Source organism: Vibrio sp. 10N.247.311.47 (assembly GCF_041467535.1).
GTDB lineage: Bacteria > Pseudomonadota > Gammaproteobacteria > Enterobacterales > Vibrionaceae > Vibrio > Vibrio crassostreae_C.
In genome coordinates, this window is sequence record NZ_JBFSUR010000007.1 from 153818 (window position 1) to 175420 (window position 21603).

The 21603-nt window shown below is 44.7% G+C and carries 20 protein-coding genes; 1 reads left to right on the plus strand and 19 read right to left on the minus strand.

What is annotated here, in order from left to right; translation table 11 throughout:
* Positions 1 to 49: 49 nt before the first annotated feature.
* The 7 genes from AB6E51_RS07185 to AB6E51_RS07215 all read right to left on the minus strand — a co-directional run bounded on the left by AB6E51_RS07185 (position 50) and on the right by AB6E51_RS07215 (position 7965).
* Entirely contained in the window at positions 50 to 1648 is a 1599-nt protein-coding gene (locus AB6E51_RS07185) for a BCCT family transporter (RefSeq protein ID WP_372058014.1), read from the minus strand.
* Between the two features lie 149 nt (positions 1649 to 1797).
* The gene (locus AB6E51_RS07190; RefSeq protein ID WP_372058013.1) at positions 1798 to 2436 is read right to left on the minus strand and encodes a response regulator; all 639 of its coding nucleotides are present in this window, start codon (positions 2434 to 2436) and stop codon (positions 1798 to 1800) included.
* Positions 2429 to 3784: a cache domain-containing protein gene (locus tag AB6E51_RS07195; RefSeq protein ID WP_017063573.1), complete on the minus strand. Its 1356-nt coding sequence runs from the start codon at positions 3782 to 3784 to the stop codon at positions 2429 to 2431. The genes AB6E51_RS07190 and AB6E51_RS07195 overlap by 8 nt, the downstream gene beginning before the upstream one ends.
* Positions 3785 to 3888: 104 nt before the next feature.
* Entirely contained in the window at positions 3889 to 5172 is a 1284-nt protein-coding gene (locus tag AB6E51_RS07200) for a TRAP transporter large permease subunit (RefSeq protein WP_029235146.1), read from the minus strand.
* A gap of 9 nt (positions 5173 to 5181) precedes the next feature.
* The gene (locus tag AB6E51_RS07205) at positions 5182 to 5727 is read right to left on the minus strand and encodes a TRAP transporter small permease subunit (RefSeq protein ID WP_017060958.1); all 546 of its coding nucleotides are present in this window, start codon (positions 5725 to 5727) and stop codon (positions 5182 to 5184) included.
* Between the two features lie 197 nt (positions 5728 to 5924).
* On the minus strand, positions 5925 to 7019 hold the full coding sequence (locus AB6E51_RS07210; RefSeq protein WP_017060957.1) for a TRAP transporter substrate-binding protein: 1095 nt from the start codon (positions 7017 to 7019) through the stop codon (positions 5925 to 5927).
* Positions 7020 to 7572: 553 nt separating this feature from the next.
* Positions 7573 to 7965 (minus strand): hypothetical protein, encoded by a 393-nt coding sequence (locus AB6E51_RS07215; protein WP_017060956.1) that lies wholly within the window; start codon positions 7963 to 7965, stop codon positions 7573 to 7575.
* A gap of 220 nt (positions 7966 to 8185) precedes the next feature.
* On the opposite strand from AB6E51_RS07215, the gene AB6E51_RS07220 reads away from it, so the two are divergent.
* Positions 8186 to 8986: a DUF2982 domain-containing protein gene (locus AB6E51_RS07220; RefSeq protein ID WP_017060955.1), complete on the plus strand. Its 801-nt coding sequence runs from the start codon at positions 8186 to 8188 to the stop codon at positions 8984 to 8986.
* A gap of 111 nt (positions 8987 to 9097) precedes the next feature.
* Here the strand turns inward: AB6E51_RS07220 and AB6E51_RS07225 are convergent, their stop codons facing one another.
* The 12 genes from AB6E51_RS07225 to AB6E51_RS07280 form a co-directional block, all read right to left on the minus strand.
* The gene (locus AB6E51_RS07225) at positions 9098 to 9751 is read right to left on the minus strand and encodes an MBL fold metallo-hydrolase (protein ID WP_017060954.1); all 654 of its coding nucleotides are present in this window, start codon (positions 9749 to 9751) and stop codon (positions 9098 to 9100) included.
* Positions 9752 to 9956: 205 nt separating this feature from the next.
* Positions 9957 to 10505, minus strand: coding sequence for a YcbK family protein (locus AB6E51_RS07230; RefSeq protein WP_017060953.1), 549 nt, complete (start codon positions 10503 to 10505; stop codon positions 9957 to 9959).
* Positions 10506 to 10703: 198 nt separating this feature from the next.
* Positions 10704 to 12242 carry a murein L,D-transpeptidase gene (locus AB6E51_RS07235; RefSeq protein WP_372058012.1) on the minus strand — a complete coding sequence of 513 codons (1539 nt, stop codon included), beginning with the start codon at positions 12240 to 12242 and terminating at the stop codon, positions 10704 to 10706.
* An 80-nt stretch (positions 12243 to 12322) separates the two neighbouring features.
* Positions 12323 to 13411: a DUF1513 domain-containing protein gene (locus AB6E51_RS07240; RefSeq protein WP_372058011.1), complete on the minus strand. Its 1089-nt coding sequence runs from the start codon at positions 13409 to 13411 to the stop codon at positions 12323 to 12325.
* A complete protein-coding gene (locus AB6E51_RS07245; RefSeq protein WP_372058010.1) occupies positions 13401 to 14462 on the minus strand; it encodes an imelysin family protein in 1062 nt (353 codons plus the stop codon). Before AB6E51_RS07245 ends, AB6E51_RS07240 begins: the two co-directional genes overlap by 11 nt.
* Before the next feature lie 158 nt (positions 14463 to 14620).
* The gene (locus AB6E51_RS07250; protein WP_372058009.1) at positions 14621 to 16009 is read right to left on the minus strand and encodes a di-heme oxidoredictase family protein; all 1389 of its coding nucleotides are present in this window, start codon (positions 16007 to 16009) and stop codon (positions 14621 to 14623) included.
* A gap of 111 nt (positions 16010 to 16120) precedes the next feature.
* Positions 16121 to 17380, minus strand: coding sequence for an imelysin family protein (locus tag AB6E51_RS07255; RefSeq protein WP_372058008.1), 1260 nt, complete (start codon positions 17378 to 17380; stop codon positions 16121 to 16123).
* Positions 17381 to 17556: 176 nt separating this feature from the next.
* Positions 17557 to 18153: a GTP cyclohydrolase II gene (gene ribA / locus AB6E51_RS07260; RefSeq protein WP_009848836.1), complete on the minus strand. Its 597-nt coding sequence runs from the start codon at positions 18151 to 18153 to the stop codon at positions 17557 to 17559.
* A 249-nt stretch (positions 18154 to 18402) separates the two neighbouring features.
* A complete protein-coding gene (locus tag AB6E51_RS07265) occupies positions 18403 to 18579 on the minus strand; it encodes a hypothetical protein (RefSeq protein ID WP_017060980.1) in 177 nt (58 codons plus the stop codon).
* Between the two features lie 89 nt (positions 18580 to 18668).
* Entirely contained in the window at positions 18669 to 19109 is a 441-nt protein-coding gene (nrfF, locus tag AB6E51_RS07270) for a heme lyase NrfEFG subunit NrfF (protein WP_372058007.1), read from the minus strand.
* Positions 19106 to 19660, minus strand: a complete 555-nt coding sequence (locus tag AB6E51_RS07275; RefSeq protein WP_102332079.1) for a DsbE family thiol:disulfide interchange protein — start codon at positions 19658 to 19660, stop codon at positions 19106 to 19108. Before AB6E51_RS07275 ends, nrfF begins: the two co-directional genes overlap by 4 nt.
* Complete coding sequence (locus AB6E51_RS07280) at positions 19653 to 21557, minus strand: heme lyase CcmF/NrfE family subunit (RefSeq protein WP_372055513.1); 1905 nt, start codon at positions 21555 to 21557, stop codon at positions 19653 to 19655. The genes AB6E51_RS07275 and AB6E51_RS07280 overlap by 8 nt, the downstream gene beginning before the upstream one ends.
* Positions 21558 to 21603 lie beyond the last annotated feature (46 nt).

Consider the following 21603-nt stretch of genomic DNA (forward strand, 5'->3'; position numbering starts at 1 on the left):
TATGACGAAAAAAAGGTCGACCCTGTCGACCTTTTTATCAAAAATACTTTTAACTCAAAGCATTTTGGTGCTTAACCAATTGATTTTCAGTTCGTAAACCTAGCAATAAGCTTAGGCACATAAGCAATAATATGAAGGCAAATGGTAGCGCCATCGATACCGTTCCAGCTTGCAATGCTTGGATAGATTCTGTGCCACCAACCCACAATAGAACCGCAGCAATCGCACCGCCCATCAACGCCCAAAAAACCCGTTGAGGAACAGGTGAATCCACTTTACCGCCAGAGGTAATACTATCAATCACTAGTGAACCCGAGTCTGAAGAGGTGATAAAGAACACCATAATCAAGCCAATCGACACCACAGATAAAACAGAGCTCATTGGCAGCGCATCATAAGTGTGGAACAGCGAAAGTGTAATATCTTGTAGACCATTCATGCCAATCTCGCCCACCTTGTTCGCCACTTGATCAATCGCGATGCCACCGAAAATAGCCATCCAGATGATGATTACTGTCGTTGGGATGAACAATACAGCAACGATGAATTCACGAATCGTTCGACCTTTAGAGATACGAGCGATGAACATGCCTACGAATGGTGACCAAGACATCCACCACGCCCAGTAGAATACCGTCCAACCTTGCATCCACGTTGCGTCATCACGACCGTGAGGATTGCTTAAGGGAATGAAGTTTTCAATGTAGCCCATTAGCGCGGTTGGGATTGCTTTAATACCCGCCATGCCACCAGCGATGGTAACGAAGATAAGTAAGCCCAAAGCAACCAGCATGTTCACATTACTCAGAAGCTTTACACCACCGTTGATGCCACGAACCACGGACATTGTCGCTAAGAAAGTAACCACTGCGATAACAATCAGCTGCATGCCAATACCGCCATCGGTACCAAATACATGGTTAATACCACTGGTCGCTTGTTGAGCACCTAAGCCCAATGAAGTTGCAAGGCCAAATAGCGTTGCAAGCACAGCGACGATATCAACAATATGACCAAACCAACCCCAAGTTCTATCACCCAAGATAGGGTAGAAAATAGAGCGGATTGATAGAGGTAAACCTTTATTGAAGGTGAAGAAGGCAAGCGCTAGAGCAACAACCGCGTAAATCGCCCAACCGTGCAGACCCCAGTTGTAGATGGTTGCACCAAGAGCCAACTTCGCCGCTTCAGGAGAGTAAGCTTCAACACCTAGTGGTGTTTCATACCAGCCAGTGAAATAAGCTACTGGCTCAGCAACACCCCAGAACATTAAGCCAATACCCATTCCTGCGGCGAATAACATCGACATCCAAGATAGGTTTGAGTGCTCTGCTTTGGCATCATTGCCACCAATACGTATCTTGCCATACGGGGAGACAATGAGGGCAAAACAGAAAATTACGAAGATGTTTGCTGCCCACATGAAGAAACCATCGAAGTTACCAATGACTTTCCATTTGATTCCATCAAGCGCCGCTTTTGCGGTTTCAGGGTCTGCGACTAGAAGTGCCAACAGGAAGATAATGATCGCCCCTGCACTGATTCCAAATACTGGGTTATGAACATCAAAACCCCATTTCTGAACGTTATCTTGTCCTACTGTATAATCGGTATTTTCAATACTATACCTATCTTTTACAGGCTCCATGCTTCCTCTCTAATTTGCAGCGCACAGTTTGCAACATTGCATTCGGCGCTTAAATTTCGAAAAGAAGAATATCAACCTGTCGCAAAAATACTAAAAAAACCTCCATAAAGGAGGCGTAAATTACACATTTAACGTTATTTAGCGTACGATTACTCCACAAGCCCCGAATTGACAGCGTACTTAGCAAGCTCTGCCGTAGAGTGAATATCCAGTTTATGCTTGATGTTTTGTCTGTGGGTTTCTACCGTTCGATAGCTGATATTCAGCGCCTTTGCGACCTCTTTACTGCTCTCCCCTTTTGCGACTAATTTCAGCACAGCCTCTTCACGTCTGCTCAATGGATTCTTGACAGATGGCGTGGGAGTAATCGGCTGAGTAAACAAATTCTGCGTGACTTTTTCACAGAAATAGGTCGATCCTTGATTGACCGTTTTGATTGCCTGTACCATTTTTTCAGCCGAAATCTCTTTCAACATGTAACCGACAGCACCCGACTGCATCACCTTCATGATGTATTCACGGTTGTTATGCATGGTCAGCATCAGTACCTTGGCTTCTGGGTCTTCTTCTTTAATCAGATGGGTGGCATCAATGCCATTCATGATAGGCATGCTGATATCCATCAACACCACATCAGGGCGCAGAGACTTAACGACCTCTACCGCTTCTAGTCCATTGCTGGCGGTACCTATCACGCTAATATCTGGCTCGAGTTCCAATCTCGCCATAAAGCCATCCAGTACCACTTGGTGATCATCAGCAATCACAACTCGAATAACTTCACTCATTCATTAATCCCTCTAGTGTCAGTAACACTGTAATTTCCGTTCCGAGGCCAATCTCACTCATCAATTCAAAGTCACCACCGATGAACTCCACTCGCTCTCTCATGTTACGCAGCCCGATCCCTCGTTTTTCCATCGCTTTATAGGTGTTGAAACCGACACCGTTATCTTGAATCAGTAGTTGCAACACATTACCAATTTGCTGAGCGATAACCGTTACTTTGGTCGCTTGTGCATGTTTTTCTATATTATTCAGCGACTCTTGCACGACTCGATATAGGGTCGTCGCCGCCTCTGATTTTAACTTACCAGGTTGAGTAGCAAACATGGTCTCGACTTCTATGCCCGAGTGCGCCTGAAAATCTAACAGTAATGAAGACAATGCCGCTTCTAAGCCTATGTCATCCAATGAACTTGGACGAAGTTGATGCGAGATGTGCCTCACTTCTTCGATCGCTCGCATCAGTGAATGCTGCGACTTATTCAAATGTGCTTTAAGGTCTTCATTTTGTAGCTTATTACCGAGCAGTTCCAAATGGCAACGACTCGACACTAATAATTGGTTAATACCATCATGCAACTCACGCGCTAGATGCTTCTTCTCGTCTTCTTGGAACATCACCGTCTTATGCGCCAGCTCCTTTAAGTTGTTATCAGCAATCCGATGTTCATGCATGTTAATAGCCAAGGTCAGCACGATGATGACCGCGACCGTTACGCTCAAAATCACCACAATCGAAAAGAACGTGGTTTCAATATTCTTATTTATCGCAGCCTGCATCGAAGCCACTTCTTGGTGTACGTCTTCAATATACAAGCCGGTGCCAATCATCCAGTCCCAACGCTCTAACCAAGCGGCGTAGCTCAGCTTAGACACCACCTCACCCGTCGACGGTTTTTGCCACAAATACTGGTGAAACCCGCCTCCGGTTTGCGCTTCTCTTAACAGAGCCTCTATCAGAAAATCGCCATCTTCATCTTGCAGTTGGAGTAGGTTTTGGCCTATCAATTCTGGCTGAATTGGATGAACCAAGTTGGTCCCGAGGCGATCGTATGCGAAGAAGTACCCATCAGAGCCATATCTAAGTTTAGACAATATGGTTCGAACTTTTTTTTTGGCTTGGGCTTCTTGGATATTTGGATCGTTATAGACGTGTTCTATGGCGTCGAACGCGAGATCAACCGTGTCTTTGAGGGCGTTTTCACGCGACTTGATTAGGCTGTCTCTAAAGATCTCGACTTCTTTAGCGCCTAACGTCTTAGTCTGGTGCAGCGAGATCCAACTAATACTCGCCGTTACCAGCAGCAACGGGAGCAACGTCAGCAAAATCAGCTTGGCTTTTAGAGGCATTCCTTTCCCTCACAAAAAACGGCTTACTGAACATCAATAAGCCGTTTTACTTTAGCAATTTATAGATAGCCGTCGAAACATATCATTCACATTCTTGGCTTCACTCACATTCCATAGAAAGATGGGAAAGCGAGAAGTGATCCAAGTACGAGGATTTGAATCAGAATGAACGGCATCACACCTCGGTAGATGTCCTTAGTCGTCACGCCTTTCGGTGCTACGCCTTTTAAATAGAACAAACTAAAACCAAATGGCGGCGTTAAGAAGGAAGTTTGTAGGTTCATCGCAATAAGGATAGCGAACCATGTCATGTTGATGCCCATCAGTTCAGCAACTGGCGCAATGATCGGCACGATGATGAAACAGATCTCTACGAAGTCGATGAAGAAACCCAGAATCAGAATCACCAGCATGGTAATGATCAGGAAGCCCCATTTTTCACCTGGCAGTTGTAGCATCCACTCTTCAACCAGATAGTCGCCACCAGTGTAGGTAAACGCCATTGAGAATGCCGTTGCACCCAACAAGATAGCAAATACCATCGCCGTTACTTTCACCGTCTCTTTCGACGCCTCGTACACCATCGACCAACTAAATTGACCGTAAAGCAGTGCAAGTATCATCGCACCCGCGCCACCTAATGCGGCTGACTCTGTTGGCGTAGCAACACCTGCGAAGATAGAGCCCAGTACAACAATGATTAACGCTAGAGGCGGAAGAATCGCTTTCAGTGCATTAAACACTTCCTGCTTACGGCTGATGGAGTCATCACGTTCAATAGGTTGAGCCGCTTCAGGGTGTAGCTTTGCGTATATCAAGATATAAACGATGTACGCGCCGACCAGCATCACGCCCGGCCAAATCGCCGCTTGGAACAAGTCGCCTACAGGAACACCTAGAACATCACCCAATAGAATCAATACGATGGAGGGTGGAATGATCTGCCCTAGCGTACCAGACGCACAAATAGTGCCGCAGGCTAAGCCTTTGTCGTAATTGTACTTGAGCATTACAGGTAGGGAGATAAGTCCCATAGCAACAACAGAAGCACCAACCACGCCAGTAGAAGCCGCAAGTAGTGAACCTACTAATACGGTTGAAATCGCGATACCACCACGAACGCCGCCAAACAGTCGCCCCATAGACTCAAGCAACTGCTCAGCAAGCTTGGTCTTTTGTAGAACGAGCCCCATAAAAACAAACAATGGAACGGCCATCAGAACCGTGTTTTCCATAATGGATTGAATTCGATATGGCATGAAGGCAAACATTTCAATGCCCTCAGCCCAAACACCAAAGATTAACGCGATACCACCAAAGGTAAACGCCACTGGGAAGCCAAGTAAAAGCGCAAACAAGGCTACGAAAAACATTACTATTCCAATCATGTTCAGCCTCTACTTGTTTTTTGTATGAATATTGTTTGCATGGATAAGATGCGGATTAAAAATCTTATTCAGTGAATGCAGGATCAAACCTACGCCACTGAGTGCCATCAAAAAGAATGACAGCGGGATCATAGCTTTGATGATCCAGCGATACGGCAGGCCACCGGGATCGCCTGAGGTTTCACCCAGTTCATAACTCTCTTTGGCAACATCGATACCAAACCAAGCCACCAGCAGGCAAAACGGAAGTAGAAAGATAAGCGTGCCGAGCAGGTCAATAATCGCTTGTGCCTTGAAGCTCAGTTGCTCGTAGAACACATCCACTCGCACATGACCACCAGCCTTGATGGCATAAGGAACACCTAATAGGAAAACGGCTGAGAAGAGGTGCCACTCCATCTCTTGGAAAGCGATAGAGACATCGTTGAAGGCATATCTCATGACAACGTCATACACAACGTTGGCGATAAGTAGAATAAACAACATACTGGAAAGCCATCCCAGTGCGTCACCGATACGATTAAACAGGCGTTCAATATAAATTAGACTTCGCATTCCCGACTCCATGGAATTTGAAAAGACATCGCGCAGCTGAGGTAACGAGCTGTAGGACGTAGAAAAGGTTCTTGAGCGTAATACAGGATTTATCCTGCTTAGTTATTATGTTTTAAATGAACCCTCGGCTTATTCACTCTTAAATACTCAATAAGAAAAGCTTCGGGTTCATTTAGATTCAGTTCAACAACTGTCGATTATTTCGCTTGGCTATTTAGATAAGCTCTATGTGAAATATCCGTCCATGAACGTACTTGCTCTAGGTAGCTTGCTTGTGAAGCTTGAATCTCTTTTGCTAGCTCATCTTTCTCAGCATGTGCAGCCAGTAGGCGATCGTTCGCTTCTTTCAGAGCAGACATAACCTCTGGTGGGAAATCTTTCACTTGTACATCTGGGTATTCTGTCTTCATTGAAACCCAGTTCTTACCACTTTCGTGCGTTGCTTGTGTGTACATGTCGTAAGCCGCAGTACGCATTGCAACACGTAAGATTTCTTGTAGGTCTTCAGGCAGCTTGTTCCATGTACGCTTGTTCACTAGGAATTGAAGCTCTGAACCCGGCTCGTGCCAACCTGTGTAGTAGTAAGGCGCGATTTTGTGGAAGCCCATTCGTAAATCCAGCGATGGACCTACCCACTCTAGTGCATCAATCGTGCGACGCTCTAGAGACGTGTAAAGTTCACCTGGGGCAATGTTCGTCGGTTTAGCACCTAGCTCAGCAAGAATCTCGCCTGCAAAGCCCGGGATTCGCATTTTCAGACCTTGTAGATCTTCAACGCTGTTGATCTCTTTTTGAAACCAACCCCCCATCTGGATATCCGTGTTACCACCAGGGAAAGACATCAAGTTATGTGGAGAGTAAACCTGCTCCATTAACTCCATACCACCACCGTGATAGAACCACGCGTATTGTTCTGCTGGCGTCATACCGAAAGGCATAGAAGTGAAGTAAAGAGTGTTTGGAACTTTACCTTTCCAGTAGTAAGAGCCTGAGTGACCCATGTCGTATTGACCAGACTTAACCATGTCAAAAACGCCAAGAGGTGCTTTGTGTTTGTTTGCTGAATCGATTCTGATTTGCAGTCGACCATTCGACATCTTCTCAGCCATCGCCGCCATGTTTTTGGTTGCATCACCGAAAACTGGGAAGTTTGGTCCCCAAGTTTCCGCAAGTTTTAAACGGTAAACCTTATCAGCGGCTGTAGCACCAGTAGCGACCAAAGCTAAACAAGCCGCAGCAGTTACTGCAACGTTTTTAAAAACTCGTGTGAGGGAGTTAGAAATGAGACTCATGTTCACGTCCTTTGTTGGGTTAACACTCTTTCTATGAGCATTTTTTATGATTCAACATAAGAGTGCACCGTGATGAGGCAACAAGATATCAGGGAGAGCACGCACGCATGGCGTTAACAAAGTTACGTATTAGACCAAAGGATTAAGTAGAACTACGTAGGAGATGATTGAATAGTGTCGATTTCAAAGGAGTTTGGATATTCACCAAGGCAATGCGTATTGATAAATACCTAAGTATTAATAATTAAATACTCTTAACAATTGATTGCCATTTCGTGATGAAGCTCTATTCATTGCTGTATTTTAGGGAAAAAAATCAAGGCTTTGCTCTCTTGATCTACCTAGCTAACGCCCTAATTTAGTGCTTGCTGATTCGAAGCTCTGACACGAGACAACACTAATCAGTTAAGCCGTATATCGAATTGGAATTGAGATTATAGAGCCTAGGTTTAGGCTTGGATTTGGGCTCGGACTTGGCATAATGTGCCAGATACAAAAAAGCCTCGAAAATCGAGGCTTAAAAACTTAACGAAGCGAATGTAATCCCACAGGATTAGATAGCTTTGTAGATAACCTTGTTACCTGCTAGCTGCTCTTTCGCTACTAGGTTTTCTTCAAGAAGTTTTTTCAATGCGCCTGTTGCCCATGAAGCTGCTTTCGCGTCTTCTTGACCAGCTTCTAGGCCGATACCTTTAGGGTTAATGCCTTCAGCATTGCTAACAACGATGTCTAGAACTTGTTGTTGCTTAGGAGTCAGTGCTACTGCAACTTCTTTAGTTGCTGCTACTGCTTTCTCTACCGCTGGTTTTGCTGCTACAGTTTTTTCTGCTACAACTTTCTCTGCGACAGGCTTCGCTTTTTTCGGCGTTGCCACTGCTTTAACTACAGCCGCTTTAGTGCGTTTCTGCAGTTTAGCCTGCACCTTACGCTTATGAGCAAGTCTCATTGAATATTTCTCCAGTTCACTGCTCTTTTCGCAGTGGTGAAAATTTGAAGCGCGATTTATACCAAAAAACAGGAGCTATTTGTAGAGTGAAGCGTCGAAAGTCGACGAAAAATACCGATATTGTCTACTAGCGTCTATTATTTAAACATCGACTTATCAATTCAGGGTCATATACACTGGTTATCCATCCAGACAAAAATATGAAAACTTGGTGTTACCTATGGACACTCGTCACCTTAGTAATTTCTCTTTGCCTTCATTCACTCGCTCGTACCGTATCCTCGCCATTATTTTAGGCTTCATTTGCTTGATCGTTTCGCTCTACAGTGACAATCCAAAGTTACTGATCGTGGGTGCTTTTTGCAGTATTGCGCTTCTGGGAACTGGCTACTATTTGATGCTGCGCAGCCGAGTGATGTTCACACTTACCCCGACTCATTTTCAGCAGCACTTTTACAAAGGGGGTTGGGTTTTAAAATGGAGTAACATCCAAAAAATTGGTCTTTGCACTTATGAACAAGATGGTTGGCATCAACCTCTGCCCTGGGTCGGAATTAAAGTAAAAGATTACTCGCCCTACCTCGATTCGATTTGCCCTAAAATAACTTGTGAATTATTGCTCAGCCAACGAGCACTTTTGTACTTAGGAGCCAAACAAGCAGGCAAAGAGTCCAACTTTGAGGATATGGTTCTCGACTCATCGCATTACCATGCGCGTTGTACTGAAAGTGGCTGTGTCGAACTAAGCCAATACAAAGAGTCGCAGAATACCGACAACGTGAATTTCAACGATAACCAATCACAGGACAACCTTGATTCACCGAATGAGACAAACAGTCCAAACGCGGTGATTAAAAACTATTCTGGATTGCAGGCGATGCTTGCCAACAGAATGAAATATCAAAGGGGCTTCCACGGTTATGACATTTTCATATCAACCCATGATTTGAATATGAGTGGAGAAGAGTTTGTGGGGCTGGCTCGACGCTACTTGGCTGCCGCTGAACGTCTTTCTGATTAAGGTTTACCAGTAAGTTCACACACAATAAAAAAGCTTAGCTTTCAGGACAAAAGCTAAGCTTCATTTTCAATCAATCGACACAAATAATCGGTTGGAAAATCAAAGATTTAATTAGTACAGAGGCATTTCATCTGCGACGAACGGGTTTGATGCACGCTCGCGACCGAATGTCGATTCAGGACCATGGCCCGGAACGAATGTTACGTCACTGCCTAGTGGCCAAAGCTTAGTCTTGATTGAAGCGATAAGCGTATTGAAGTCACCTTGTGGGAAGTCAGTACGGCCAATTGCGCCGTTAAACAACACATCACCCACAAACGCTAAACGAGCTTGCTCACTGAACAATACAACGTGACCTGGCGTGTGGCCCGGCGTGTGAATCACATCAATCACTTGATTACCAAAAGTGACTTTGTCGCCCTCTTCTAACCAAGTGTTTGGTTCAAAAGCTTTACACAGTGGGAAACCAAACATCTGACTTTGATTCTCTAGACCTTGTAGCCAGAAGTTGTCTGCCTTATGCGGGCCCACAATTTCAACCTTCAAGATCTCAGCAAGTGGTACCGTACCGCCAACATGATCTAAGTGACCGTGCGTCAGTACCAAGTTCACAACCTTAACACCGAGTTCTTCAATGATAGCCGCGAGTTGTTGAACATCACCGCCCGGATCGACAACGATGCCTTCCATGGTTTCATCACACCACACAATCGAGCAGTTCTGAGAAAAAGAGGTAACAGGTACAACTTGATACTTAAGAGACATATACAAACCTTAAAGAGCGAATCTGGTGAACAACTCGAATATCGCTATGTTATTGGCAACAAACCCAACAATAACAAACTAAACAGCAACAAACTGAGCAGCAATAAACCGAATTATTAGAACAAACTGAAATTTGGGCAAACTATGACATTGGATGTCTACTTTGACAAGTGCCTACCGTATCACTCAATAACTCAGCTTAGCTCTACCAGCTGCGAACTGGACCAGTATCAATGTGGATGAAGTTACTACGAGCGTAATAACCAACACCACCTGCTTGCAGACTTTTAGCTACGTCTCTCAGTTCCTTTAAATCAACACCATCGATACGAAAATCGATCGCTTTACCAAGCATGTGATAGCTCTTTTTAGCGACACCACTCGACTTAGAGCGCAACGCTTCGTTGGTTGCTGGAGAGCGGTAGCCAGAGATGATTTGAACTTCTTTTTGAATACCCAGTACATTTTGAATCTGAGTGATCTGATCAAACAGGTTCTTATCCATTGGATGAATCTCATTGCGGCGGAAGTCACGGCACAGTTTGCTAAGGCGTGCCATCTCGTCACCAACATAGTTAGTGCCATCGAAATAACAAGTCTCTAATCGTTCACCAGTGTGAAGATTGTTCATGCTAATCGTTCTTGGTTGATCCGGGTATGAAGCGAAAGCGATAGAAGGAGTAAGAGAGGCGACTACAGCAGTACCACCAGCGTAAGTCAGAAACTGACGGCGTGAAAATAAACTTTGAGACATACAGCAAAAAAACCAATTAGATCGAACGAAAAATGCACGATACATAATGGAATTTGCTGCGTCAACGTACAAAAACCGTGCAAAACGTTAGTATTTGTAACCTTTGCACGGTTAGTTATTGATACTCATTATAATTTTATCAATAGAAGCTTGGTTGTCATTTTTCAGTCAAGATCACCTTTCTTGACCATATTTCAATCAACCGCCCTCTTTATCATATTGGTAGATATCACCACGATACTGTATGCCCCCTTCCTCAAACAATACGGTTTGATAAATGATATGTACGGGGATTCGCTTCTTGAGTCGCACCTTAGTATTCGGAGCAAGATCATCATTTTGGTTCGGTACTTTCCTTACCTTGGTAGCAAACAACAACTCAGCCAATTCCTCTGCATGTTCAACACGTATGCAGCCGGAGCTATAAGCACGGAAGTCGTCATTAAACAGACCTTTGCTTGGCGTATCGTGCAGATAGATCGCTCGCTTGTTAGGTGTGTTGAACTTGTACAAACCTAATGCATTACGCGAGCCTGCCTGCTGACGCATTCGATATGGGAAAGAATTGAAATTGATGGTCTGCCAATCGATCTCAGTGGTGTCGACCGTCTCCATAGTGCGCCAACCGTCAATCACTTGGAAGTTGTGTGTATCTAGATAGCTTTCGTCCGCTTTCACCTTAGGCAAGATGTCTTTGACCATGATTTTCCATGGCACATTCCAAGTCGGGTTTAGGATGACCGAATCGAGATTTATCTCTAAAAGCGGTGTTTTTCGCGACTTTCTGCCCACGACAACTTTGGACTCAAAGACCTCTTCACCATCTTCCCAATACTTCATATCAAAACTAGGGACATTGACGACGATGAGAGAGTCTCTGTCTCTAGGCCACAAACGAACACGCTCGGCATTCAGAGCCAATGAAGTCAATCGAGCATCAAAGCTCATATTGATCCATTTGATCGTATCTGGCCCGACGATCCCATCGTCTGTAAGGCCGTGCATGCGCTGAAATGATTTAATCGCCGTTTGCAGATCTCGATCGAACTCGGGTAAATCGACCGCAATCATCGAGGTATCAACACCAACCAAAGCAATGCGCTCAACAAGAACCGTTTTGTCTGAAAGCTCGTCACCCAAGCGCTTCAAACCTTTCTGTCTATATCGTTCAATATTGAGTTCAGAGGCGGTTTCTAACACCGAATAGGTTGCTTTGAATTGGTCAAAATCCCCAACAGGCGGCGCGTAAGACAACACCATCTCCAATAAGTAATCATTGGCAACGCTGCTTTTTAATCTCATCAGAATATGCGGAGAAGGCGCAGGTAATTTGGAATGCAGCTTGCCCGAGAAGTACCACTCTTTACCGGCAAGCGGCGCATTTTCAACGTAGCTCAGGTAGTAGATAAAAGTATCGGTGAGTAATATGTCCAACTCTTGCCATTGAGCATGGGATTGATAGTGACGAATTTGCTTGAGTTGTCGATCGAAGAGTGGTGCCATTTGAGCTTGTTCGAGAAGCGACAATTGAAATTCAAACGCCTTAACAAGTTCAGGTGAGTCCCAAAGAATAGGCAGGGATGAGTCTTGATAAATACTCTGGGTAAGCTCTGGATAAATCAGCATAAAAGAGAGCTCTGAATCAGCCGGAATAAATCGGCTCTCGTCAGAACTCGTATAGCTCCATGCGTGCACAGAAACTAGAACTAATAATCCACAGAAGTATTTTGCGAACATGCTTAACTCCATCACCAACCATCTCATAAGTATGGCAAAGAAATGAGAGTAAGCATGTTATTTTTAAGAGGCTTTATAAATCAGATTGAACTCCAATGGTTATCCCACTGGACCGATGATTGCTGAGTTGATTTCTCATAAGGCTTGCTCTGGCTTACCACACTTCCCGCCCCAGAGCTTAATCGAAACTCACCATCAAGCAGCACAGCACCAGAAGCGTCAGATAATGCAGACAGTTCTACTAATTCTTTGGTTTCTTTAGACCAAATACCGTAGCAGTTGCCTCTTGGCGAAGTCGCAATAATCCAATCATCTGACGCCGCAATACTGGCGATATAGTGATTGAACCTTGCCCATTGCTCTGGCTCTGCGTTAAGTGATTCAAACTGGCCGCCTTTAGTATGCATCGCCAATAGCGAAGGATACTCATCTGGTTCACCACGATATTGCTGGCCACAAAGTACCGTTTCAGCACCATCATGGGCTAAATGTCGAATGCTCAGCTTCTTATCCAACAATTCAACCTGATCAAGTAACACACCTTCAGGAGAAACATAACTCAAGCTCGGCAGCATCGAATCGAGGTTTTTCGGTGTTCTACCATCAGTATGAACGCCACCAACGCCGATCGCGAGATTACCATCCGGCATGATGATCACTTCATGTGGGCCGATACCGAAACCAGTGAACTCTTCGACCTTACGATAGCCTTGCGCGACATCGTAAACGCCAATCACGCCTTGACTGGTGTCGGTTTTCCCTTCAGTGGCATACAATAGTGTGCCGTCTAATGAGTAAACGCCATGACCATAGAAGTGGCGGTTGTTACCTTTCACCACCATTTTGATCTGCTGACCGTTTTTGTAGTCAAACACCATAAAATAGTCACCAGGACGACGGGCAAAAACCACCGCATGTGATGAGGTTGGGCAGATTGCGACGCCATGACCACGATCTGGGATCGGCAGTTGACTCAATGGCATTCCATATTCGTCAGCCACAACCGCTGAATATTGGCCTCGCCCGTTCAGCGCACAACCGATTAATTGAGGCTCACTAGATGAGCTCACAGCACCAGAGCGGCTAGCGCAGCCAAACGGAAGCAATGGAACAGCTGCACAACCCAGTGCAGCCTTGAGTAGCGTTCTTCGCGTAGTATCAGTCACCATCGGTAGCATTAAATCCTATTACCACGCCAAGCTCTATCGCCACTTCTTCATGAATCAGGTACTTCAAACGTTCTAGTTTGTTGTATTGAGTCAGCACCTCGCGGTAGCCCTCTTTGCTCTGCAATAACTCAAACAAGCTTGAGTCTGTAGGCCAAGTATCTAGCGTCAATGTGAACTGGTCAGCAACGCGATCAGCTACGTCGTTTAAGCCCTTCTCTCTCAACAAGCCGTCTAGGCCATTGCCACCGGCAAGGTACAAATTCTGAAGTGCTGCTACATTGGCTTTTAGTTGAGTCATCGAGGTTTGTGCACGCCATGATTCTGAGAAGTAAGGACGCGGATGACCAATTTTCGCCATCGGGCGACTCAGCTTTTTCATGCTGTAATCAAGTTGGTTGGTCAATAAAGCGATGTATTCAGACTCCCAACGAGTCTCGTCTAGCGCTAACCAAGGGTTAACCTGCCATGCCTCAGCAATAGAGGCCGATTTCATTGCCAAGTTTTGTGCGATCGCTTGTGAAGATAGACAACCAGACGCTTTGTCTTGCAGTAATGGAGATTGCTCGTCGTACAGAGACCACTCCAACGCACCTAGCCCTTGAACCGTCACACTCTGCTGCGCGATTTCGTCTTGAGTCCAAGCTTTGTTCTGCTGAGTTAACTGACGCATCTTAAGACCCGTCGTGTTCTTTTTGTCTGGCCAGAATTGAACATTCCAGCTCTCTTCAAGCGCTGCTGTTGGACCTCTTTCTTGGCCTTGTAGTGCCATCCAGCTGTTCATTGTGATCTGCCATTGATCTTTCAAAGCGTCTAACTCAACGTTATCCGTTTCACAGTAACCTTGCATCAGAGCTTCTAATTCGCTCGATTGCTTCGCGAATAGCACCGCTGAATCAAACTCTTGTTGATAGACACTGCGACTGATGTGGTCGGTCGTGTCTGCTTGATAAGACACACCGTTAACCTCAGATGAAGCGGCTTGCTCACCCGATGATTGGCAGCCTGCCATAATTAATGCCGACAAAGGCATTAACAAAAATTTATGTGTCATGCTGTTACCTTACTTCCTAATTTTTCTTTTAATTATATGAGTTCATTAAATGCGAAACGACCGCTGGCCTCGTATTGCTACAAGTTCAGCGGTGCCAAGTGGTTTAATAGCGGCTTTCTTAAGTCATTAGCCGTTAACTAAACTGAATTCAACTCAGCTTATAACGAGTTTAAAAACGCCAATAGTGCTTCACGCTCGCTGCTACTAAGATCTAAAACGTTTTGTTTCGCCATTTCTGCTTCACCGCCATGCCAAAGCACAGCTTCCATAACATTTCTCGCACGACCGTCATGAAGTAAGAAGGTGTGACCATTCACTTCTTTGGTATAGCCTAATCCCCACAATGGCGTGGTGCGCCACTCTTGACCGTTTGCTAGATACTCTGGGCGATTGTCGGCTAAGCCTTCTCCCATATCGTGCAGTAACATATCGGTATATGGGCTGATTAGCTGTTTAGACAACGCAGGTAAGCCTTCACGTTCTGCTGTGCGAATTTCAGCTTGGTGACAGCTTTGACAACCAATCTCTTTGAACAGATTTTTACCTTGAACAACCGCTGGGTTATCGACATTACGACGAACAGGTACCGCGAGATGCTGCGAATAGAACTCAACAAAATCTAAGATGTTGTCACTGACTTCTGGCTCGCCACCATTTGGAAAATCATCACAGGTTGATTGCGCTGATGTGCAGTTTTCATTCGGAAATAAGCTGCTTGTCAGGCCTAAGTCACCGTTAAATGCCGCCGCGTTTTGCTGCATTAAGTTTGGCTGCCCGGCTTTCCAACCGAAACGACCTAGCGCCATTTCATTGGTTTGAACATCAAGAACATAGTTGGCTTTACCCGACACGCCCTGTTTGTCTGCCAATTGCTGCTCTGCAAATCCAAGAATCGTTTCTTGTGGGATACTTTCAAGCAAACCAAGACCAATCATTGGCGGCGCCACTCGAGCTGAAAACTCGGTCTTAGGATGCATCTCGCCGAAAGCAAGTTCAGTAATATTTAAAGTGGGTTTACGCAGAGTAACGACGGTGCCGTCTTTGAATTCAACAGGAACATCCGTGTAGCTAATGTTCACTTTGCCCTCTGGTTTTACACCTTGAAGCGCAAAATCTTGTAGCTGACCGCCGTACGTCGACTCTGGAATTCCACCATCTCGAATGAAGGCTTGTCGCTGCTCAGGCGTTTCAGCCGGAATGCTTAAACGAACCAACATGGATACTGCGTTCTCATCTCCTTCTTCTGGCGCGTGACCACGACCATCTTTGATGTGGCAGTTTTGACAGCCGTTAGTATTAAATAGTGGTCCTAACCCATCACGAGCATCGGTTGATGACGGTGCAGGAACCCAAGGGTTTCTAAAGAAGCTATTACCTACGCTGAAATCCAAGCGCTTACTCATTGGTAGATTGGCTGCGGGAAGGGAAAAAGCGTTCGCTCCTTCTTTCTTCACGGTCGTTTTGCCGCCAGAGTAGGTTTCATGAGCGTGTAATGGAGATACGAAAAACAGTGCGGTTAATAGTGAGGCTGAGAGATACGACTTCATACATTGCCTTGCTGTGTTTTTGATTTTAGTTTTTATGTGGGTGTGGCTTTCTTGAGGATCAAACAATTAAGGGCTCAATCAGAGCCCTTACATTTGTGTCGGCTCGGGTTCTTAGAACTCGTGATCCGCTGTGTCTGGGTTTAGGCTATCAATGCCAATCACACCCGCAGCACGCTCAATAGCCGCTGTTTGAGACACTAGCGCAACAATTGTTTTGTTTACTAGTGCATTACCCGCAGCGTTGTCAGCAGCGATTAGCTGATCGAAGTGCTGGTTGTTTTTCTCTGCAGACGTTACTAATTCGCCTACTTGTGCACGTGCTAGGTCAAACTGCTTTTGAATCTCTTTCGCAGCTTGCTCATTTTTTTGCTCTACTAGGTCGAACAAGCTTGGGCCGGAAAGCAGAGTACCGTCTTCACGCTTGTATAGACCCGTGTAAACGTTGTAGATGCCTTGCTCGTTGTAGTAGTGAGAGTTGTGCGTGTTATCAGAGAAACAATCGTGCTCGTCTTCAGTAGAGTTTGCTTCTAGTGCAACCTTCATACGCTCACCCGCTAGCTCACCTAGAGACAGTGAACCCATGCCAAACAGCATTTTACGAAGACCATTCTCGCTAGATTCTGAAAGAAGCTCTTGACGGTAGTTGCCTTTCTCGCCTTCAGCCCACTGCTTTTCCATCCATTCTAGGTCTTGGATAAGTAGCTCAGCAGATGCTTTTAGGTATGCGCCACGACGGTCACAGTTGCCGTTAGTACACTCAGCGCCAACAACGAAATCAGTGTAAGCACGCTCACCTGCACCGCTGTTTGTACCGTTTAAATCTTGGCCCCAAAGTAGGAATTCAATTGCGTGGTAGCCAGACGCTACGTTCGCTTCAGAACCACCGATCTCGTTCAAGTCTGCGATTAGCTCAGGGGTGATGTTGGTTGCATCAACGGTAGTCTGACCAATTTGGAAAGTCTTGTTAGCCACGATGTTTGCGCTAGCGCCTTCGTTACCAAGTTCATATTGGTAATCAGTCGAAACATAATCAATCAGGCCTTCATCTAGTGGCCATGCGTTCAGTTGGCCTTCCCAATCATCAACAACAGCGTTGCCGAAGCGGAAAACTTCTGACTGTTGGTATGGTACGCGAGACTCAAGCCAAGCTTGTTTTACTTGTTCGAAGTTGCCAGCAGAAGGAGAAGCTAAGAAGGTATCAATAGAAGAGTTCAACGCTTTTGCTGTAATTACTGAATCTGCAAACACTGCATGCGCAATATCTGCGTAATGTTCTACAACTTGATCTTGAGTTACTGCTGCGAAAGAAGAAGCAGAGGCAAAAAGGAGTGACGAAGTTACGGCTTTTGTCACTAAAGATTTAATGGTCATGAAGCATCCTTGTTGAGCTTTAAATTATTATTCGTAGTAATAGTGCAAACCATTATCATTTGCACTACGGATTGAAATAATACAAACTTACAATTTTATTGCAAGATAAATACAAAAAAACCTCACATATGTGAGGTCTTTAAACATTTTTATGTTAAGCGTAACAAAGAGGCTAATCAGATATCCAGATTATGCTTACCGTGTGAGACTTTTGCCTTCAGGTAGCTTTCATTACCCGATTTGATATGAGCAGAGGTATTCACCACTTCTTCAATCTCAATACCAAAAGATTTTAGCTCATTGATCTTCTTAGGGTTGTTGGTGACTAAGCGGATTTTTGTAGTACCTAAGGCGCGTAGCATTTCAGCAGCTTCAGTAAAATCGCGTAGGTCATCGCCAAAACCTAGGTGGTTGTTGGCTTCATAGGTGTTCATGCCTTCGCTTTGCAGACGGTACGCATCGATTTTGTTGTACAAGCCAATACCACGACCTTCTTGGCGAAGATAAAGGATCACCCCACCCGTCTCACCCATAATTCTAATGGTTTCGTCTAACTGCTCGCCACAGTCACAGCGAGAAGAATGGAAAACATCACCAGTCAGGCACTCAGAGTGCATACGAACAAGAGGTATGTCTTGTGTCTTGTCTGCTGATTTAAATATCACAGCAACATGCTCTTTATCTGTTTTCAATCCATGAAAAGACAGAAGTTCAGCATCTATACTGCTTGTTACCCCTACTTTGAAATCTATTCTGGCACGCACTTCCGCCATAGCTATACTCACTTGAAAATTCGATGTATTTAACGACGCTACATTATATGTCTAGGCAATATTTTGTAGCTAACTATCTAATGATAGACACTATGAGGCTGTTAACAATTTTTTTCAAGGTCGACCTTGTACAAATTGTTATAATATAACAATTATTTTTCAAGTAAGAAAAAAACCCACATTGGGATGACCAACATGGGGTTATAAATTAAACAGTTGCGGCTAAAACTACACTTTTTTACAGAACGCTCAACTTACTTGAGTTTGCTTCCAGATGACAAGTTGCACCCAAGCATTCTCTAATTCGGTTAGCTCTTCTTGCGTAAGCGTAGAAATGCTCGACTTAGCACTGTATCTCTCTGCCCATTTATCTGACTGGACATGAGTATGGAACTCTTTCTTTAAATTTGAGATTACGTTATCCACAGATACATCCTTATATAGCAGTGCTTAGCCTTTATAATCGGTTAATGTTACAAAATACAGGTCAGTTGGTAAACAGTAATACACAATTTTTATGAGCTCTTCCTAACACTTTTTACTGATAAATATATAAATAAGAGAAGTAATAGGCTCGGTAGCAACCAAAGTAATAGATTTGAAGCCGTCATTGCCGGTTTATAAAGTACAAACTCACCAAATCTTTCCGTCATATATTGAGTAATTTCACTATTACTCTTCCCTGCTTTCACCATATTGAATACAACGAGGCGTAAGTCTTTTGCAATTGGAGAGTTCGACTCAATCAGGTTTTGATTCTGGCATTGCGGGCAACGTAGGGTTTTTGCCAATGTAATAGCGCGCTGCTGTTGTTCTGGGTTTTCAAACTCAAACAGTTCAACTTGAATACTCGTCTCTGTATTACTGGCAGTAAACAGATCTTCAGCCATGGTTGAAAGGCTAATCACTAAAAGAGCTGACAGCATAAACAAGGTTTGTATTAGAGACTTCATCATCCATTCACACCATCAAAATACATCGCAAGCTCATCTTTCCATACCATTTCATTAATCACGCCCAATAGCTTTTTAATGATCTGGCCATTGGCATCAACCAAATACGTTTCAGGTGTGCCGATTACGCCCAACTCTAACGCTAACTTGCCTTGAGGGTCACTGATCACGGTTAAGTACGGGTTGCCATCGTTCGATAACACGTTAATCGCAGCCCCAGAGTTATCTCGATAATTGAGCCCAACGATGGGAATGCCTTTATCGTGAAGTTGAAGCAAAAATGAATGTTCGGTTTTACATATCCCGCACCAAGATGCCCATACATTAACCAGTTGATAAGGGTGCTGCGTGACATCAGTAAGCGTAACTTTCTGCTGACCACTGACGCCTTCACTATTCACTAACGCACTCGATGTAAATTCTGGAAATGCCCTTTGTTGTTCAGACACCATGGTCGATTGCTGCTTATTATCAAGCGCAAAGACAAATCCCAGCACCACAATCAATGCTAAGGCAATTAGAGTAATTAGCTTGTTACGAACGCTGTTATGCATACTGTGACGCCTTAACGGTTTTCTTTTTACGATGAGTCAATGAGAGCAAAGCGCCGATAATGGAGAACAGCCCACCAAACCAGATCCAGCGCGCATACGCCTTATACTGAACACGAAATGCGTAAGCGGTGGAATCGACTTTCTCGCCCATGGTGATATAAACATCGCCATGCCAGAACCACTTCATTGCAGGCTCACTCATGTTCATAACACGAACTTGGTAGTGTCTTCTTTCTGGCGCGATGGAAAAGCTTTGCTCGCTAGCATCTAATTCGAGTATCGCTTTTTCTGCAGTAAAGTTGGAGGCGACATAGAGCTCGGTATCACGATGAGAGAGCGTCCAGCCCATAAACTCAACCTCTTCACCTGGGCTCAATTTGTAACTTCGCTCAAATGAATGGTAACTGTTCATCGCGGCACCTATCGCTAATACTGCGACACCCACATGCGCCAACGTCATCACCCATACTTTGCGTTGAAACTTAGAGTTGCGCGTTACCGCTAAGCCGTAAACATGAGTCAGGGCTACCCAAAACGCAAGTGACCATGTCATTAGCACCATCACTTGGATCGCTTCAACTTGCAAAACATAAGTTACAAAGCCAAGACAGAGAGACAATAAGGCAATAATTCCAATCACACCTTTCGACGCTTGAGGTTTGATACTGAGCAATGGCGCTAACCCTATCACTCCCATCGCAAGCAGAGCCAATGGCGCAATAAGAAGATTAAAGTAAGGTGCGCCCACAGAGATATTTCCAAGGCCAAGTAATTCAAAAACCATTGGGTAGAAGGTACCAAACACCACCACCGCCGTACCCAGTACAAATATAAGTACCGCCACTAAACTCAAAAAACTTTTACTCGCAAAGCTAGTGATTGGATTCGACTCGAAAGATTCACCACGAACAATAAGAAGAGAAAACGAACTCACTAACACCAAAACCAGTATCAGCAACAGCGCGATACCTTTGGTTGGGTCAACAGCAAAAGCATGAACGGAAGTGAGGACGCCAGATCGAACAATAAAAGTACCGAGGATACTTAAACAAAACGTAATGAAAGCAAGGCTAAGTGACCACTTCAGCAACTGTTGCTTGCCTTTAGCAACACCCAAACTGTGCAATAGAGCGGTTGATGTTAGCCAAGGTAATAGGCTGGCATTTTCTACCGGGTCCCAGAACCACCAACCACCCCACCCTAACTCGTAGTATGCCCACCAAGAACCAAGAATGATCCCTGCGGTTAAAAAGATCCAAGCGACCAAACAACAACTGCGACAATGAGCGACCCAATCGAACTCAATCGGATCCACCAGCAAAGCGGCCACAGCAAATGCCAAGACCACAGAGAAACCAACATAACCCAAATACAACAGAGGCGGATGGAATATCAAACCAACGTCTTGCAGCATTGGGTTAAGGTCACGCCCTTCAAGTGGCAAGGTCGAATTCAGTTCAAATGGGTTCGAAGCAAATAAGGTAAACCATGCAAATATCGCGAGTAACACATTCATCACCCACAATACGCGGCTCTGATACTCAGAAGAATATTGCTTTTGTAGGGCAATCACACCCGACCAACAGCTAATGGTTAAGACCCAAAATAGCAATGAGCCTTCATGTCCAGCCCACACAGCGGCCATTTTGAAGAAGGTGGGTAATTGAGTATTGGAGTGTTCTGCAACATAGAGGATGGAAAAGTCGTCACCTACAAAGGCATAGCCAAGTAAAACGATAGCGCCAATGGAAAACAAAGCGCTAGAGAGGGAGAAACTGCGAATTAAAGCCACATTTTGTGCTTGTTTAGTTAGCATTTGATACATCGAATACACAGCGATAATGCTGCTGAGAACAGCGACCAAAATTAAACTAAACAGCCCCAAAGAACCGACCATATCACCTCAATCAGGCTCTACCTAAGCAGAACCAAGTTAAACCATT